14 protein-coding genes are annotated in these 15,554 nt (G+C 41.3%); 8 read left to right on the top strand and 6 right to left on the bottom strand.

The window, feature by feature from the left end; all coding sequences use genetic code 11:
* The first annotated feature begins 162 nt into the window (after nt 1-162).
* Entirely contained in the window at nt 163-969 is an 807-nt protein-coding gene (locus tag CSV75_RS01035; RefSeq protein ID WP_099674387.1) for a S1C family serine protease, read from the top strand.
* A gap of 98 nt (nt 970-1,067) precedes the next feature.
* On the opposite strand, the gene CSV75_RS01030 is transcribed toward CSV75_RS01035, so the two are convergent.
* The gene (locus CSV75_RS01030; RefSeq protein WP_099629633.1) at nt 1,068-1,385 is read right to left on the bottom strand and encodes a YflT domain-containing protein; all 318 of its coding nucleotides are present in this window, start codon (nt 1,383-1,385) and stop codon (nt 1,068-1,070) included.
* Nucleotides 1,386-1,600: 215 nt separating this feature from the next.
* Between CSV75_RS01030 and CSV75_RS01025 the strand changes: the two genes are divergently transcribed.
* Complete coding sequence (locus tag CSV75_RS01025) at nt 1,601-1,981, top strand: carboxymuconolactone decarboxylase family protein (RefSeq protein WP_199171275.1); 381 nt, start codon at nt 1,601-1,603, stop codon at nt 1,979-1,981.
* Nucleotides 1,982-2,024: 43 nt separating this feature from the next.
* Here the strand turns inward: CSV75_RS01025 and CSV75_RS01020 are convergent, their stop codons facing one another.
* Together CSV75_RS01020 and megL are read right to left on the bottom strand one after the other, a co-directional pair.
* Nucleotides 2,025-3,173, bottom strand: coding sequence for a baeRF3 domain-containing protein (locus CSV75_RS01020; protein ID WP_099674386.1), 1,149 nt, complete (start codon nt 3,171-3,173; stop codon nt 2,025-2,027).
* Nucleotides 3,174-3,595: 422 nt separating this feature from the next.
* Nucleotides 3,596-4,786, bottom strand: a complete 1,191-nt coding sequence (megL, locus tag CSV75_RS01015) for a methionine gamma-lyase (protein WP_099674385.1) — start codon at nt 4,784-4,786, stop codon at nt 3,596-3,598.
* A 528-nt stretch (nt 4,787-5,314) separates the two neighbouring features.
* Here megL and rpsD point away from each other — a divergent pair.
* Nucleotides 5,315-5,917: a 30S ribosomal protein S4 gene (gene rpsD / locus CSV75_RS01010; protein ID WP_099632789.1), complete on the top strand. Its 603-nt coding sequence runs from the start codon at nt 5,315-5,317 to the stop codon at nt 5,915-5,917.
* A gap of 142 nt (nt 5,918-6,059) precedes the next feature.
* On the opposite strand, the gene CSV75_RS01005 is transcribed toward rpsD, so the two are convergent.
* A complete protein-coding gene (locus CSV75_RS01005) occupies nt 6,060-6,761 on the bottom strand; it encodes a hypothetical protein (protein WP_099674384.1) in 702 nt (233 codons plus the stop codon).
* 445 nt (nt 6,762-7,206) lie between these two features.
* Nucleotides 7,207-7,410: a hypothetical protein gene (locus CSV75_RS01000; protein WP_099674383.1), complete on the bottom strand. Its 204-nt coding sequence runs from the start codon at nt 7,408-7,410 to the stop codon at nt 7,207-7,209.
* A gap of 262 nt (nt 7,411-7,672) precedes the next feature.
* Between CSV75_RS01000 and CSV75_RS00995 the strand changes: the two genes are divergently transcribed.
* A complete protein-coding gene (locus CSV75_RS00995) occupies nt 7,673-7,963 on the top strand; it encodes a hypothetical protein (RefSeq protein WP_099674382.1) in 291 nt (96 codons plus the stop codon).
* Nucleotides 7,964-8,225: 262 nt separating this feature from the next.
* On the opposite strand, the gene tyrS is transcribed toward CSV75_RS00995, so the two are convergent.
* Nucleotides 8,226-9,491 carry a tyrosine--tRNA ligase gene (tyrS, locus tag CSV75_RS00990; RefSeq protein WP_099629616.1) on the bottom strand — a complete coding sequence of 422 codons (1,266 nt, stop codon included), beginning with the start codon at nt 9,489-9,491 and terminating at the stop codon, nt 8,226-8,228.
* 369 nt (nt 9,492-9,860) lie between these two features.
* On the opposite strand from tyrS, the gene CSV75_RS00985 reads away from it, so the two are divergent.
* The 4 genes from CSV75_RS00985 (at nt 9,861) to CSV75_RS00970 (ending at nt 15,526) form a co-directional block, all read left to right on the top strand.
* A complete protein-coding gene (locus tag CSV75_RS00985) occupies nt 9,861-12,821 on the top strand; it encodes a transglycosylase domain-containing protein (RefSeq protein ID WP_099674381.1) in 2,961 nt (986 codons plus the stop codon).
* Nucleotides 12,822-13,082: 261 nt separating this feature from the next.
* Entirely contained in the window at nt 13,083-13,715 is a 633-nt protein-coding gene (locus tag CSV75_RS00980) for a GNAT family N-acetyltransferase (protein ID WP_099674380.1), read from the top strand.
* Nucleotides 13,716-13,730: 15 nt separating this feature from the next.
* Nucleotides 13,731-14,375, top strand: coding sequence for an acetoin utilization AcuB family protein (locus tag CSV75_RS00975; protein ID WP_099674379.1), 645 nt, complete (start codon nt 13,731-13,733; stop codon nt 14,373-14,375).
* Nucleotides 14,372-15,526, top strand: a complete 1,155-nt coding sequence (locus CSV75_RS00970) for an acetoin utilization protein AcuC (RefSeq protein WP_099629612.1) — start codon at nt 14,372-14,374, stop codon at nt 15,524-15,526. Before CSV75_RS00975 ends, CSV75_RS00970 begins: the two co-directional genes overlap by 4 nt.
* Nucleotides 15,527-15,554: the final 28 nt, after the last annotated feature.

Genomic DNA, 15,554 nt, shown 5'->3' with positions numbered 1-15,554 from the left:
ATAGCCCTTTATCTTCATATATAGTATAGCATAAAACAGATTCCTTTTAACTATTATCTAAGACTATTCAGAGCTTTCCAATAACATCTTATTCCGAAATCTCCGTTCGCTTCCTTCATATTCATTATCTGATAAACTATGTACGAGAAAGAGGTGGTACTAGTGGATAGCAAAGATCCGTATCAAGAAGATTTGGACGATGATGAGCTGCAAGATCTCGTACTCGAAGCACAACGGGAAGCTTTAGAGAAAGCAGCAGCCGAAAAAAATGTCCGCCGCACGTATCGTCCTTTTCCCAAGTGGATGTTTTGGATTATGGCAACTACGTTAGCACTCAGTACGTTCGCTATCGTTTTTCAGATATACTCCATTCCAGCATTGGAGTTTCTAAAAGCATCTTCAGAGTTATCCTCGGATCCACAAATAGCAAAATATAAAGAATCAGTAGTTGTCGTAGCCACAGAAAACACGAAAGGTACAGGCTTTTCCATTAATGAACAAGGTACCATTCTAACGAATTATCATGTAGTAGAAGGGAATGAATCGATGATCGTCTCTTTCCCGGAAGGCGACCGATTTACCGCGGATGTCACACACGTGTTTCCTGACATCGATCTTGCAGTACTCGAGGTAAACGGAACGAATCTTCCTCACTTAACTCTAGCGGAGAAAACTACTTTTTACGATTATGAGCCCATTACGTTTATCGGGAATCCATTGAGTTTTTCAGGAATAGCGAATAAAGGTCACACGATTGACTACATACAGCTAACAGATTGGGACATTCCTGTTGTGATGATCAAGGCTCCTGTTTATAGAGGAAATAGTGGGAGTCCTGTTATTAATGAAGAAGGCAAAGTGATTGGCATTGTCTTTGCTACATTGGATGAGGAAACGTATGGTAAGGTAGGGTTGTTCATTCCTGTAGATGCTTATTACGAGGCAATGGCTACGGAAAAAAGTACGTGACAGAGAAACGGCTCGGGAGTTACACTTTTCCAATCTGTATGTATACAAAACAAAACCGGTCAAAGGAGTCCACTCCTTTAACCGGTTTATTTACTCTCTTACTTTTTAGCAACTAGCAATAATTTACCTTTATCTAGTTCACTTTCGCCTTCTTCAGCTTCTGTTTTTGAAAGGCCGATCGCTTGCATCTGTGCGCGCAATGTATCGCCGCGAGATGTGAACATGTTCTTCATTGTATTGAGGAAGCCCATTTCTGCCATACCTACTTGTTCTGAATCTAGCGCGTCAGAAATTTTGTCTTCACGATCTTCACTATGTGCGAAAACATAAATCTCATCATGCGTGTAGCCTTGCCCTACCAATTCTTCAATCTTCTTTTTAGCTTGTACTGCGTTCTCTAGGAAAAACTTATCCATTTATTATTACCTCCATTATATAGTTGTTTTCTGCTCTATTCATCTATACCTATTCTTAGCTATCATTAAACAATAACGATGAATTTCACATCCTTCGAACCATTATCTTGTTTTAAACTGATAGAAATTACGTAATTCCTAGCTTGAAAAACAAAGCAATAGTCAGAATATGCTATACTTTCTTTATAACACAGCAAAAACAGGGGGTTATTTCATTGTCAACAGAACGCATTGAAGCAGGTTTAGAGAAGATTAAGGAGTATGTAAGTGAAGAAGAAGCCGAACGCCTGATGACGGCCGACGCATTAAAAGAGTTGGCACCAGATTTACGGAAATACATAGTGGAGTTCGCGTATGGTGAGATTTATTCGCGACCAGGGCTTGATAGTAAACAAAGACAATTAGTGACACTCTCTTCACTTGTCACGCAAGGAGCGACTACACAAATAAAAACGCATGTACAGCGTGCAGTAACGGTCGGTTTTACTAAAACGGAAATCGTGGAAAGTATGATGCAACTCATTCCATACGTTGGATTTCCTCGTGTACAAACCGCGTTGACTGTAGCCAAAGAAGTACTCGAACAAGAAAAATAACAGTAAAATCCGGCCAAGAGATTATCTTGGCCGGATTTTTTGTTTACCATCTAAAGATTGCAGCTGCACCTGTTTCAACAGGCATCCGCTCTTTCGGAAGAACCACTACCTCGCCTCCAGTTTTAAAGACGATTTCTGCTAAGTCATCTAGCACATCGTCCACTGCGGATTCCTCCAGATTTTTCGACTGAATTTCTCCTGTGTCTAGGTTAATTTTACCTGGATACAGATAATCGTCTTCCAATATAAGTCGGCTGATGCGGTCCTCACTTGCCGCTTTAGCAATTTCTTCAATGTTTTCGGAAGCTTGGACGCTCGCTCTAGCATTTTCAAAATTCTCCACTAAGTCTTTTGTTTTCTGTAAATACGTGGGTTCTACTAATTCCCAAGCCATTTTACGTAACTGCTCTAGACTTAATGCATCAAAGTCGGACTTAATTCCTTCAGCTTGCAAGTATGGATTATGACTTAACTCTTTGAACTGCGTCTGGTATTCCGAAAGTGTTACTAGATATAGAGGGATCTCCATCGGCTTAGAGTAATTTTCCGCAACCGTTCGATCTACGTATCGGAAATAACGCTCAATATCAATGTCAATTTCATCTTTTTTACCACCATGTCCATGCAACATCGCCGCTCCAGCAGCGCCACCCGTGTTGCCAGCGCCCAAATGTGATTCGGTCACTTGATCTCCAATCGCTTCATCTTTGGTTTTCGCCAATTCCTCAGGGATTTCTACTTCCTCTACACCATATCGATTCCCTTCAAACAGTTTGAATTCTTGTCTGTTGACACCAAGCAGATGATAACGATCAGCAGATTGGAATACGCGAATAAGCGGTTTGATATGGAAACTGTCCGACACAATCGCCAATTCAGGTACAGGACGTTGCAGTCGATAGGCAATGATGCGATCTTTCGTTGCGAATAATGCTAGTCCATCTCCTGCATGTGCCCAGAAAGGACGCTCGCCTTCTAGTTTCTCAAGAGGAGCCAATAGACTCTTCACTTCATTCACTGCATGTTTTTTCGACAACTCTTGATTCACTTTCTGTAATAAGTTTTTAAATCTGATCGGGTCTTGTTGATTTTCAGGTCGATACCGGTGGGTCGGTTGATAAATGGCGATACATGTCTCCGCTTGCTCCTTCAAAAACTCATGAGGAAATTCGTTTACAATCTCTACGTTCATCCTAATCCCTCCAATAAAAATTTTCCTGCATACAACAGGCTCTATTCAACTTGTTCCCTATTCACTTGTTTATAAACTATACGATTCCGATAGTGTAGAAGCTTCTTGACAAACTACTGCAACTCATGTATAGTTATTGTTTGGGATTGATAACAGATCTGACATAAAAATGGCGTTCTGCAGATGTTTATTCGGAACACTTATTCATCACTGGCGCGACTATAGGGTCGCAAGGACGCAAAAGTAGGTAGGGTTTGCGTTGCTTAAGGGAAACAACCAGTAGAACAACGACCGCGGCAAAAGAGGTCCAATCAGAATCTACATGCTATATAAATCAACACATATAATCGTTGTCAAACGTAACATTTATTATCCTATATAAAAAGCGAGCTCCCCAATAGGGGACGCTCGCTTTTTTCAATTTAGATCGCTTCAAATGCTTGATCCAAATCTGCCATGATATCTTCCATATGCTCAAGTCCCACAGATAAGCGTAGTAACGTATCAGACACACCCATCTTCTGACGATCTTCTTTCGGCACAGCAGAGTGTGTCATCGTCGCGGGGTGCTGCATTAGCGTCTCTGCATCTCCTAAACTCACTGCCAACTTGACGAGCGATAAATGATTCAGCAACTTCTGCGCCTCTTCTTTTCCGCCTTTGATTGTAAAGGAAATCAATCCGCCACCCATTTTCATCTGCTTCTTCGCAATCTCATACTGCGGATGCTGATCATCAAATGGATAGAATACTTCTTCTACTTTCGGATGCTTCTGTAAATACTCAAAGATAATTTTGGCATTGGCTGAATGACGATCCATACGGATAGGTAATGTCTTAATACCGCGTAACAATAGCCATGCATCGAATGGCGAAATGATACCACCGAAATCTTTTAACACGGTCCCACGAAGTTTTGCCATCTCGTCTGCATCTTTACCAACGAGCAACCCTGCGATCACATCACCGTGTCCATTAATGTATTTCGTTGCGCTATGAAGTACATAGTCTACACCGAATGTTAAAGGTGTTTGTATGTAAGGAGAGCAGAAAGTATTATCCACTACTACTTTCAAGTTATGGCGCTTCGCTACATTAACTACCGCTTCAAGATCAACTAGCTCCATCGTCGGATTAATTGGCGACTCTATATATATACATGTAGTTTCTGGCTTCACAGCTTTTTCGATTTCTTGTTCCGTTTTCATGGAGATTAAATCATGCGTGATATTATACTTCTCTTCTAATATTTTCAAGAATCCGAATGTGCAACCATAAATCCCACGCGAACAAATCACATGATCATTTGCTTTTGTCAAATGAACGAGCACCGCACTAACCGCGGCCATACCAGAAGCAAATGCAAGTCCTGCTGCGCCCTCTTCCATCTTGGCAATACGTTCTTCCAGCACAGCGACCGTCGGATTTCCTAAACGAGAATAAATATTCCCCGCTTCTTCACCAGCAAAACGTCGCTCTCCTTGTTCAGCCGAATCAAATACATAAGTTGAGGTTTGATACAGCGGCACAGCTAAACTTCCCTGATGATCTTTACTGTCGTATCCTTCATGAATCACGGCCGTCTCTTTGTGCCAGTTGTTAGTGTTCTTCATGCTGATTCCTCCTTTTTATAGCTTATTCATATTATGATGAAAACGCTTTAGTCTAGTGTACATCGATTGTTTGCAAAACGAAAGAGCAATTACTTCAATCTATTTTAATGGAGTAAAGAAATCTATAACTAGTTAAAAAACGCAGATTTCCGTTCCAGGCGGACGCTTTCCGCGGGCACGGCTTCAATCTCGCGCTGTTCCCGCTGGAGTCGCCGCCTGTAACGAAAATCTGCTGAGTGTTGTGGTACTAGTTAAATATGGTTTTTAAAAACTGAAGTGAATTACTTTAATGCAACTTATAAAACTGAAATGCTTGACCAATAGTCAATAACTTGGTATGCTATGCTTTGTGTAAAATATTCGCAGCAGTTATGTGTTCTGTTTTGTCCAGTCTATTCCTTTTTTAAGGTGCACCACGTAACCTCGAGGCTGCAGGGGCGAAGTTGCAAGATTATAGAATGGCAGATGGATTGAACATATCTGGTCTTATTTTACAACAAAATAAAACCAACAGAGGAGGAGTCTCTCATGGCTCGATATACAGGTCCATCTTGGAAATTGTCACGCCGTTTAGGTATCTCACTAACAGGCACTGGTAAAGAAATTGAAAAGCGTCCATACGCACCAGGACAACACGGTCCAAACCAACGTAAAAAACTTTCCGAATACGGAATGCAATTACAGGAAAAACAAAAACTACGCTTTATGTACGGAGTGAACGAACGTCAATTCCGCACACTTTTCAACAAAGCTGGTAAAATGCAAGGTATTCACGGTGAAAACTTCATGATTCTTCTTGAAGCTCGCTTGGATAACGTTGTATACCGCATGGGTCTTGCACGCACTCGTCGTGCAGCTCGTCAGCTAGTCAACCACGGTCACATCCTGGTAGACGGCAAGCGCGTTGACATCCCTTCATTCGCAGTAAAAACTGGTTCTGAAATCTCTCTTCGTGAGAAATCTCAAAACTTGACTGCTATCGAAGAAGCACTAGAAGTGAATAACTTCGTTCCGGACTTCGTAACTTTCGATAAAGATACGAAAAAAGGTACATTCGTACGCCTTCCAGAGCGCGGCGAATTAGCTGCTGAAATCAACGAAGCATTGATCGTTGAATTCTACTCTCGTTAATAACAAGGAAACTCCGTTGGCTGAGGTATTTATCTCGGTTGACGGAGTTTTTTTATAAAATTTTCATTGCCGAACTTACTTAACACTTATGCCATTTAAAATACAATCATCATTCACAACATATTCTTACATAGATTTACTATCAAAAAGTATTCTCCCAATAACCATACTCCCCCATCTCAGCTTCAAATATTTCTTTAATCTTCTGAGAAGCCACCCCACCGTAATTAACATAACCCGTCTCCGGCCAATAAACTGATCGTGTCATAGTCCCATCTACTAGTTCAATTCCAAAAAACACTCGCTTTCCTTCATTCGCACGCCTTTCTGGTTCGTAGGGCATTACCAGCAACTCTTCAATCAGTTGGTCCGCATGCTCATCCGTAAACTCCCCTATGAAAGATAAATCCTGCTCACTTTGCAAAATAACCCGCTGAACTTTACCTTGAATATCTAAAAAATCGCCAACCGTTTCAGCCTTATCAGATTCAGTTACTTCGAATACTTTCCCGTCCGCTATAATTCGAAACGCTGGATCATAGCCTTTCATCGCAAATAATTTTGTGCCTTTTTGCAAATACGCTGCATCTCCATTTCTCGTTTGATGATTCGTTCCCGCATGGCCATCCAACATATACTTCACTTCTCCTACTTCTTCAGCGGTTTCCCAGTCCTTTTCAAGCTCGTTCATTTCATAGTTCGCTTCATACGTAGCATCATTACATTTCACAAAATCTACCCAGTCAATGATTGAATTCTGCGAGGATGGAAGCGTTGTGGATGGATTGGAAGAGCAAGCTGTCAGCAACAATAAAATGGGAAGTAGTAGCATCCGTTTTCTCATAATCCTTCACTCCTTTTTTACGTAGACGTAGATTTTGGTTTTATGTTACAAAAGGACCATCCTGTTCGCTTTGCACTCTATATAGAGTTTGGAAGCAAATAGGATACAAGTTGCGGAACTATTTTTTTAGCAGAAAATTCATAATGAATTATTTGACGTCGAGATGCTTCTCGACAATATCTTTATTCTTTATATTCTTATAAGTTCTTTGGTTATTGGCCATACCAATATGGGACGCTGTGTCGTTTCATATTGGTACGCTCCTGCGTTTCATTGTGATTCGTCCGTTGTACCATTTCGAAACGTACAATCAACCATATGTGCAAGTATTTTTTTATTAAATGAGAGTCTTCTTTATGATAAGTAAATAGAACAAATAAAAAGAACGTCCCTCGAAAGGACGCTCTGAATTACTAGATTGCAAAAAAATTACTATTTCCACCATTTACGCTCTGTCTTCTGCAACTGAAACATATTGTACATCTCTATAAAAGAAACAATATAACGTCCCTTTACTATCGGTAAAAACAATATCATTGCTTCGAGAATTTGTCGCGATCCCTAAAGCATCTTCTTGATCTGCTGCTTCAACTATTCTTAAAATACTTTCAGCGCCCGCAAAGTGGTAATGTACTCTGTATTTTTTCAAACTACTCACATCCCTCTATCTACAGTATTCGACATAAAGAAAGAAAACCCTTTTATGTTAAGTGCGTGAATGCTAAGTTTTAGTGTTTTAAGTTCAGTATTGTCTCATCACGTACATGACTACATTAGAAATATATCAATTGCGAATATATGTTCTATACAAATTATTTAAAACATGATATGATAAACATCAAATATACAGTAAGTTAATTTCAGTTAGACACCTATTGAAACACACATAAAAAAATAGTAGAAGGTATTATATGACGGATCGAGAACTTCTTGAACTTATGTTGGACAAAGTTACAAATATGGAACAGGATCTTTCTTCTCTCAAGACCGATATTTCCAGTATTAAAGATGCACTAACATTTATGAAGAAAGCCATTGCCGAACTGGACGTACGCACCATTCCCAATAGCCAGAAAATCGATACGTTCTCTGAACAGATTTTATTCAACAAAGCAAAATCAGATGATATGCGTAAAACCCAGCGCTTACTAAACGACCACGACACAGATATTCGCATTATCAAAAAGTTGTTAACTAAATAAAAACGTATTATTTTACAGTGCTTATGTAACCAACTTCTTCGTTCGTTCAAACGAATATGACTGTTTTACATAGGCACTTTTTATGATTCCCACTATCAGTTATGTATGTTATTTCTAATATAAAAAGACACCTCCGAAGAGATGCCTTTTCATCCATTATGAATTACGAAACTTACCATATTTTCGATCCTTGATACTAACCAAGAAACCCTAATGTCATAGCGTACATCATATACTCTTTTTTCAGTTCACTAACTCCCAGTTAAACAAACTTCACCATACTATATTTCTTTTTCCCACGTCTCACAATGGTAAAAGCGTCTTCCAAACGTTGCTCTGCCCCTACTGTGAACGCTGTATCTGTAATACGTTCTCCGTTAAAGGAAATCGCACCGTTCGTTACGTCTTCACGAGCTTGGCGTTTTGATGGAGATACACCTGCTTGCACAATGAAATCCACGATGTTTTGATCGACTTTTTCCATTTCGACAGTCGGCACATCTTTAAACGCATCTTTCATTTCAGTAGCCGTCAATGCTTTTAAATCTCCGCTAAATAGCGCTGCAGAAATGCGTAATGCTTGATCAAGTGCGTCCTGACCATGAATTAGACGAGTCATTTCTTCTGCTAACGTCTTCTGTGCTTTACGTAAATGTGGCTCTTGTTGTACGGATACTTCAAGTGCTTCAATTTCTTCACGGCTTAGGAAGGTAAAGATTTTCAAATACTTCACAACATCTGCGTCTGCTGCATTGATCCAGAATTGGTAGAACTCATATGGAGAAGTTTTCTTCGCATCGAGCCATACCGCACCGCCAGCAGATTTACCGAATTTCGTGCCATCTGCTTTTGTTACCAATGGAATCGTAAATCCGTATGCTTGTACTTCTTCATCATGCTTTTTGCGAATGACTTCTAGGCCTGTCGTGATATTCCCCCACTGATCTGATCCACCGATTTGCACACGGCAATTATAGTTATCATATAAGTGGTTGAAGTCCGCACCTTGCATCAACATGTATGAGAATTCCGTGAAGGAAATTCCTTGATCTAAACGAGACGCAACATTGTCTTTTGCTAGCATGTAATTGACACTTAGCAATTTGCCATAGTCACGCAAGAATTCGATCAATGACATGGAACCGATCCAATCATTATTGTTTACAAGTTTCGCACCATTTTCTGTTTGGAAATCAAAGATCATCTCTAGTTGTTTTTTGATTCCACGAACATTCGCGTCTACTTGATCTGTCGTCTGTAATTGGCGTTCTTCAGAGCGTCCAGATGGATCCCCGATCATTCCTGTAGCGCCACCAATTAATAGAATCGGCTGGTGTCCGTGTAACTGGAAGCGACGCAGTGTCAGCATCGGTACGATATGGCCGATGTGCATACTATCCGCGGTTGGGTCTACTCCGCAGTATAGTGAAATCTTCTCGTCTGTTAGAAGCTTCTCAAGACCTTCTTCATTCGTCTGTTGGTATAGCAAGCCTCTCCAACGTAAATCGTCCATTAATTCATTCGACATGTTCTATATCCCCCTATTTTCAACGTAAAAAGTCCCCACACGATCAAAAAATGATCATGCAGGGACGTTAGTTGATTAATTATAACGCGGTACCACCCGGCTTGAGAGTAAGTACTCTCCGGCTTTAAGGCGCTAGTAACGTTGCGCAAAACGTACACTCCAAAACTGTAATTCATGTATAGTGCACCGAACAGCTTCCACCAACCGCTGTCTCTCTTAAACGGAACTCACTATCATTACTTCGGTTTTTTCGACATGTAATTTCGTATGAGTTCAATTTTACCGAACTTCCTATGAAAGTCAACATTTATTGCATATTTCCTTCTGATTCTGTGATATAATGAGTAAGATTTTTGGGGGGAGAAAACTTTGAACAACGAAAAGAATAATAGAATTAAGCAACTTGAAGATAAGTTTGAACAAGCGAAAAAAGAGCCTTGGGCCAAAAAACTTCGCATCGGAACCGGCGTACTTTGGAACTTGTTTTTATTACTCATTATCTTCGCCGTCATCGGGGCCGTATTTGCGAGTTCAGTTGGTGCTGGTTATTTCGCTTCTCTTGTTGCGAAAGAACCGTTACGTACCAAGGAAGAACTTCGGGATCAGGTGTTTAATTATGAAGAGACATCTGAAATGTACTTTGCAGACAGTATTTATCTTGGCAAGATCAACTCGGACATCGAGCGCCGACAAATTACGCTGGATAAAGTTTCACAGTATGCACTGGACGCTGTGCTAGCTACTGAGGATGAATACTTTGAGGAGCATAAAGGCATCGTGCCAAAAGCGATATTCCGCGGAGTGTTCCAAGATGTTACGAACTCAGACAGTCAAACGGGTGGATCTACACTCACTCAGCAGTTAGTGAAAAACCAGATTTTGACGAACGAAGTTTCTTATGAGCGTAAAGCTAAAGAAATCTTGCTGGCTATGCGCTTGGAACACTTCATGACGAAGGATGAGATTCTAGAAGCCTATTTGAATATCATTCCTTATGGTCGTGATGTGATGGGGCAGAATATCGCAGGCATCGAAACAGCCGCGCGTGGGATTTTCGGTATTAAAGCCAATGATTTAAGTTTGCCGCAAGCTGCATATATTGCGGGTATTCCACAAGCACCGTATACATACACGCCTTTCTACAGTAAGAACCAAGGCATTAAGGAACGCGAAAAGCTGATGTATGGTGTAAACCGGATGAAGACCGTACTGTTCCGTATGCGTGATGCAGGCTATATTTCGGAAGCGGAATATCAGGAAGCTCTTGCGTATGATGTGACGAAAGACTTCAGACAACCTTCACGTCGCGCTACAGAACGTTATCCGTATGTCACACAGGAAATTCAAAATCGCACAATTGAAATTTTAGCTGAAGTTTTGGCTGAAAAAGATGGCATTGACGCGGATCGTTTTGAAGGAGATTCCAAGATTAAGGAAAAATACGAAATCATGGCAGATCGTTCCATGCGAACAGACGGCTATCGTATCTACTCTACTATCAACAAAGAGCTGTATGACAAAATGAATGAAGTCGCTGACAGCTTTCAGTACTACGGTTATACGTATACTACGGAAACACTGGATGAAGAATCAGGTAAAATGATTACGAAAGAAAATCCTGTTCAAGTCGGTGTGTCGATGATCGAGAACCATACAGGGAAAGTACTTTCATTCGTCGGTGGACGTGATTACGAACTGGAAGCATTGAATCATTCTACTCAAGCTTACCGACAAAACGGATCTTCCATGAAACCATTACTGGTTTATGCACCTGCCATTGAATACGGTGTAATTGGTGCAGGTAGTCCACTAGTGGATGTGAAGTTTAGAAGAGGCAGTTACGCACCCGGCAACTATTTCGACCGCGAGTTCGGCGTATTGCCAGCCCGTGAATCTCTGGCACGTTCACAAAACTTATCTACTATACGTCTATATGACCAAATAATAGATAGAAACCCTATTGATTTTCTAAAGAAAATGAAATTTGCAAATGCTACCGATAAGGCAGGCATTGGTCTTTCTGCATCATTAGGTACTATGGATGTCACTGTAGAAGAAAACACAAATGCTTACGCTACATTCGCTAACGGTGGTCAATTCATCGAATCGTATATGATTGAACGGATTGAAGACATGAAAGGTAACATAGTATTTGAACACAAAGCAGAACCTGTGGAAGTGTTTAGTCCGGAAACTTCTTATATCATCACCGATATGATGCGTGATGTACTAAAAGGTAACGGTACAGCTGCACGTTTACCTGGCTTAATGAATTTCCGTCCCGATTTAGCTGCGAAGACAGGGACATCCCAGCATTACGGAGATGCTTGGCTAGTCGGCTATAATCCAAATGTATCGCTTGGTGTTTGGATGGGTTATAAAAATCGAAATACACCGCTATATCACGGCTACAACAGCGGTCAAATGCACCCATCAGAACGGACAGCACGATTGTACGGACAATTGATGAATGTAGCCAATACGGTCATACCGGAAACCATTAAGGCAAGAGATACGTTTAAACGCCCGAATGGCGTCGTAACACGTTCATTCTGTGGCATTTCGGGACTTGCTCCTTCTGCTGCTTGTGCATCGGCAGGACTCGTTCGATCAGATTTATTTAATTCGAAAAAGATGGTTCCTACGAAAGTGGATGACAGTATCGTTTCATCCGCAGCTGTTCGAGTGAATGGCAAACTATATCAGGCATTAGCTTCTACTCCTCGTGAATTTGTCACGTCCGGCGGTATTGGCGTAACTTCTGAATATGGTAAGCGGATGCTTGGACGCTTAGGCGGAGATGCTTCCAAATTGCTTGCAGGTCGTGGCGGATATGCAAGCACTGTTGCAGGATCCACATTCCCTGCAGACAACGTACCACCTGCAGCCGTATCAACAGGACAAAATGGATCCGTTCTTACATGGACTGCTTCGTCTTCAAATGATGTAATCGGTTATTACATTTATCAGAACGGTGCCAAAATCGGTACGGTTCATGATGGTGCTTCTAGATCGTATAAAGTCGGATATGGTTCATATTACGTACGCGCAGTTGATATTACTGGCTTACTCTCGGGACCTTCCAACACTGTAACCAATACGGCACCTGCACCAAGAGCAGAGCCGAAATCAGATACGAATACTGGAGCTAAACCAAGTACGACAACTCCAGAAACGAAGTCGGATGCAAAGTCGGACGCAAAACCGGATACCAATTCTGAATCAAAACCGGCTGCTAAACCAGAGGCTACACCAGAACCTACACCAGAAACAAAACCTGAAGCGACACCGGAACCAAAGCCGGATGCAGCTCCAGAAGCAAAAGAATAACTAACAAGCCGGATGACAATATAGAATTGTCATCCGGTTTTTTATCAAGGATTTCATCAAAGCGAATGACAACCACTCTTCCTTCTAACTTCATCATTTTTTTACTACACATAGATAATTACCGACAATTCAGTGATTTAATGATAATAATATACTTTTCCCCATTATAAATTGTATACTTAACACAGAGAAGCACTTACCGAACTCACAGCGAGTATTTGAGCGTACAAAGGGTAGATATATTAGGAAGAGGTGAACTATGTGAAACATGAAAAGACCTACTTTTCCAGAACATTCCCGCATAACGAAGGTGAACTGGTCATAGAAGGACCTATTTCATCAGAACGACTGGCATCGTTTGAATTTCACGAAGGACTGAAAGCATTCCGTCCATCTACACAACAACAAGAAGCATTGGTGAAAATTGCAGCGTTTCCTGAAGGTCGGATCAATGTAGCGAGAATCGATAATATGATTGTTGGGTATGTGACGTTTCTTTATCCTGATCCACTCGAACGCTGGTATGAAGCAGACTTAGTCAATTTAATAGAACTCGGCGCCATCGAAGTAGTTGCGGATTATCGCGGCGCACGTATCGGTAAATCCTTACTGGAATTATCGATGTTGGATGATGCGATGGAAGATTATATTATTATTACGACTGAATATTATTGGCACTGGGATTTAAAAGGTACTGGTTTGACAGTATGGGATTATCGCAAAATGATGGAGAAAATGATGCGTGCAGGTGGCATGGAATTCTTCTCCACTGATGATCCTGAAATTTGTTCCCACCCTGCCAATGCACTAATGGCAAGAATCGGAAAACGAGTCGATCAAGAATCCATCGAACGCTTTGACCGTGTGCGTTTCAAAAATCGTGTTAATTACTGAAAGTGAGGAATAATCATGCTAATACAAGACATTATGAAAACAGACGTGATTACGCTTAATTCTACACATACGATTGCAGATGCAGTACAACTGATGAAAGAAAAACGAATTCGCCACATCCCCATCGTGAAAGATGGGCAGATCGAAGGACTCGTTACAGACCGTGACGTCAAAGAAGCTTCTCCTTCAAGTATTTCGAAGAGATTGGAACCTTCACTTTATGAAACCACGCTTGATAAAATTATGAAAACTGACTTATTGATCGGCCATCCGCGGGACTTTGCGGAGGAAGCTGCGTTAATGTTTTATACGTATGAAATTGGTTGCCTACCCATTGTTTCTAATTATCAGCTAGTCGGCATTCTAACGAAAACAGATTTACTCTATAACTATATTGAGTTAACAGGTGCCAATCAGCCCAGTTCACACATTCAGATCCGCGTGCCGAACACGCCCGGTATTCTATATGAGGCATCTAAAGTATTTCACGAACACAATACGAACGTGCTTAGTGTACTTGTCTATCCTTATCAAGATAACGAAGAGTACAAAATTCTCGCTATCCGCATTAAACGAATGAATCCCCTTCCGATCATCGAAGGATTGAAACAGCAAGGATTCGAAGTTCTATGGCCAAGTGAACCGGAGATGGGCGTATGAAAAAACAAGCGAGTTTTATCTTTTCTCCTGACCAACTAAACTATGAATTTTCGGATACCCATCCTTTTAATCAAAAGCGAATCATTTTGACAAAAGATTTACTAGATGAAATGAATACGATCGAGCCTCATGAAATCGTCATTCCGCGCACAGCCACAGACGAAGAATTGCTTCTCGCTCATGACGCAAAGTATATCGAAATCGTCAAAAAGGCGAGTACAGGTAATGTCAGCGAAAATATCGGTAGTATTTACGGTATCGGTACGGAAGATACACCCTTCTTCACTGGCATGCATGAAGCGAGTGCACTGCTCGTAGGCGGTACACTTACAGCGATTGAAGAAGTAATGGAAGGTCGTTCAAGATATGCGCTGAACCTTGGCGGCGGCCTGCATCACGGCTTCCAAGGGAAAGCTTCTGGCTTCTGTATTTATAATGATAGTTCTGTAGCCATTAAATACTTACAGCAAAAATATGGAGCTCGCGTATTATATGTGGATACCGACGCGCACCACGGCGATGGCGTGCAATGGACGTTTTATGATGATCCAAATGTTTGTACATTCTCTATCCATGAAACAGGCCGCTACTTGTTTCCCGGGACAGGAAATGTGACAGAACGAGGAAATGGAGCGGGTTACGGTACTTCATTCAACTTCCCTATCGACGCATTTACGGAAGATGAATCGTTCCTACATATCTATAAGACTGCCTTGCGTGAAGTGGCAGAACACTTTAAGCCCGACGTCATTCTTACACAAAACGGAGCAGATGCACACTACTTCGATCCACTCACGCATCTATATGGCACCATGAAGATCTACGAAGAAATTCCGAAGCTAGCAAAAGATATTGCGGAAGAATTCTGTGATGGAAGATGGATTGCAATCGGCGGTGGCGGATACGACATCTGGCGCGTAGTACCACGTGCGTGGTCGCACCTATGGCTTACTATGAAAGATATCCCAACACCTACTGGAAGACTTCCAGAAGCCTGGCTAAATAAATGGCAACCTGAATCCCCTGTGTCACTAATTGAGACGTGGGAAGATCCTGAAGATCTATATGAACCAGTTCCTCGTAAATATGACATCAACGAAAAAAACGAGCAAATGCTAACGAGAGCTTTGCACGTCATCCGAAAATCATAACAAAAAGCAACTTATCGCTCAGATAAGT

The sequence above is a fragment of the Sporosarcina sp. P18a genome, assembly GCF_002743135.1.
GTDB lineage: Bacteria > Bacillota > Bacilli > Bacillales_A > Planococcaceae > Sporosarcina.
The sequence above is the reverse complement of the archived record's forward strand: the minus strand, read 5'-3'. Positions and strand labels throughout refer to the sequence as shown.

Excerpts from the sequence above, each read along its gene's own strand:
- tyrS (WP_099629616.1), bottom strand. The coding sequence starts at position 9,491 with ATGTCGAATGAATTAATGGACGATTTACGTTGGAGAGGCTTGCTATAC.
- CSV75_RS00995 (WP_099674382.1), top strand. The coding sequence starts at position 7,673 with ATGACGGATCGAGAACTTCTTGAACTTATGTTGGACAAAGTTACAAAT.
- CSV75_RS01005 (WP_099674384.1), bottom strand. The coding sequence starts at position 6,761 with ATGAGAAAACGGATGCTACTACTTCCCATTTTATTGTTGCTGACAGCT.
- megL (WP_099674385.1), bottom strand. The coding sequence starts at position 4,786 with ATGAAGAACACTAACAACTGGCACAAAGAGACGGCCGTGATTCATGAA.
- CSV75_RS01020 (WP_099674386.1), bottom strand. The coding sequence starts at position 3,173 with ATGAACGTAGAGATTGTAAACGAATTTCCTCATGAGTTTTTGAAGGAG.
- CSV75_RS00975 (WP_099674379.1), top strand. The coding sequence starts at position 13,731 with ATGCTAATACAAGACATTATGAAAACAGACGTGATTACGCTTAATTCT.
- CSV75_RS01030 (WP_099629633.1), bottom strand. The coding sequence starts at position 1,385 with ATGGATAAGTTTTTCCTAGAGAACGCAGTACAAGCTAAAAAGAAGATT.
- rpsD (WP_099632789.1), top strand. The coding sequence starts at position 5,315 with ATGGCTCGATATACAGGTCCATCTTGGAAATTGTCACGCCGTTTAGGT.
- CSV75_RS00970 (WP_099629612.1), top strand. The coding sequence starts at position 14,372 with ATGAAAAAACAAGCGAGTTTTATCTTTTCTCCTGACCAACTAAACTAT.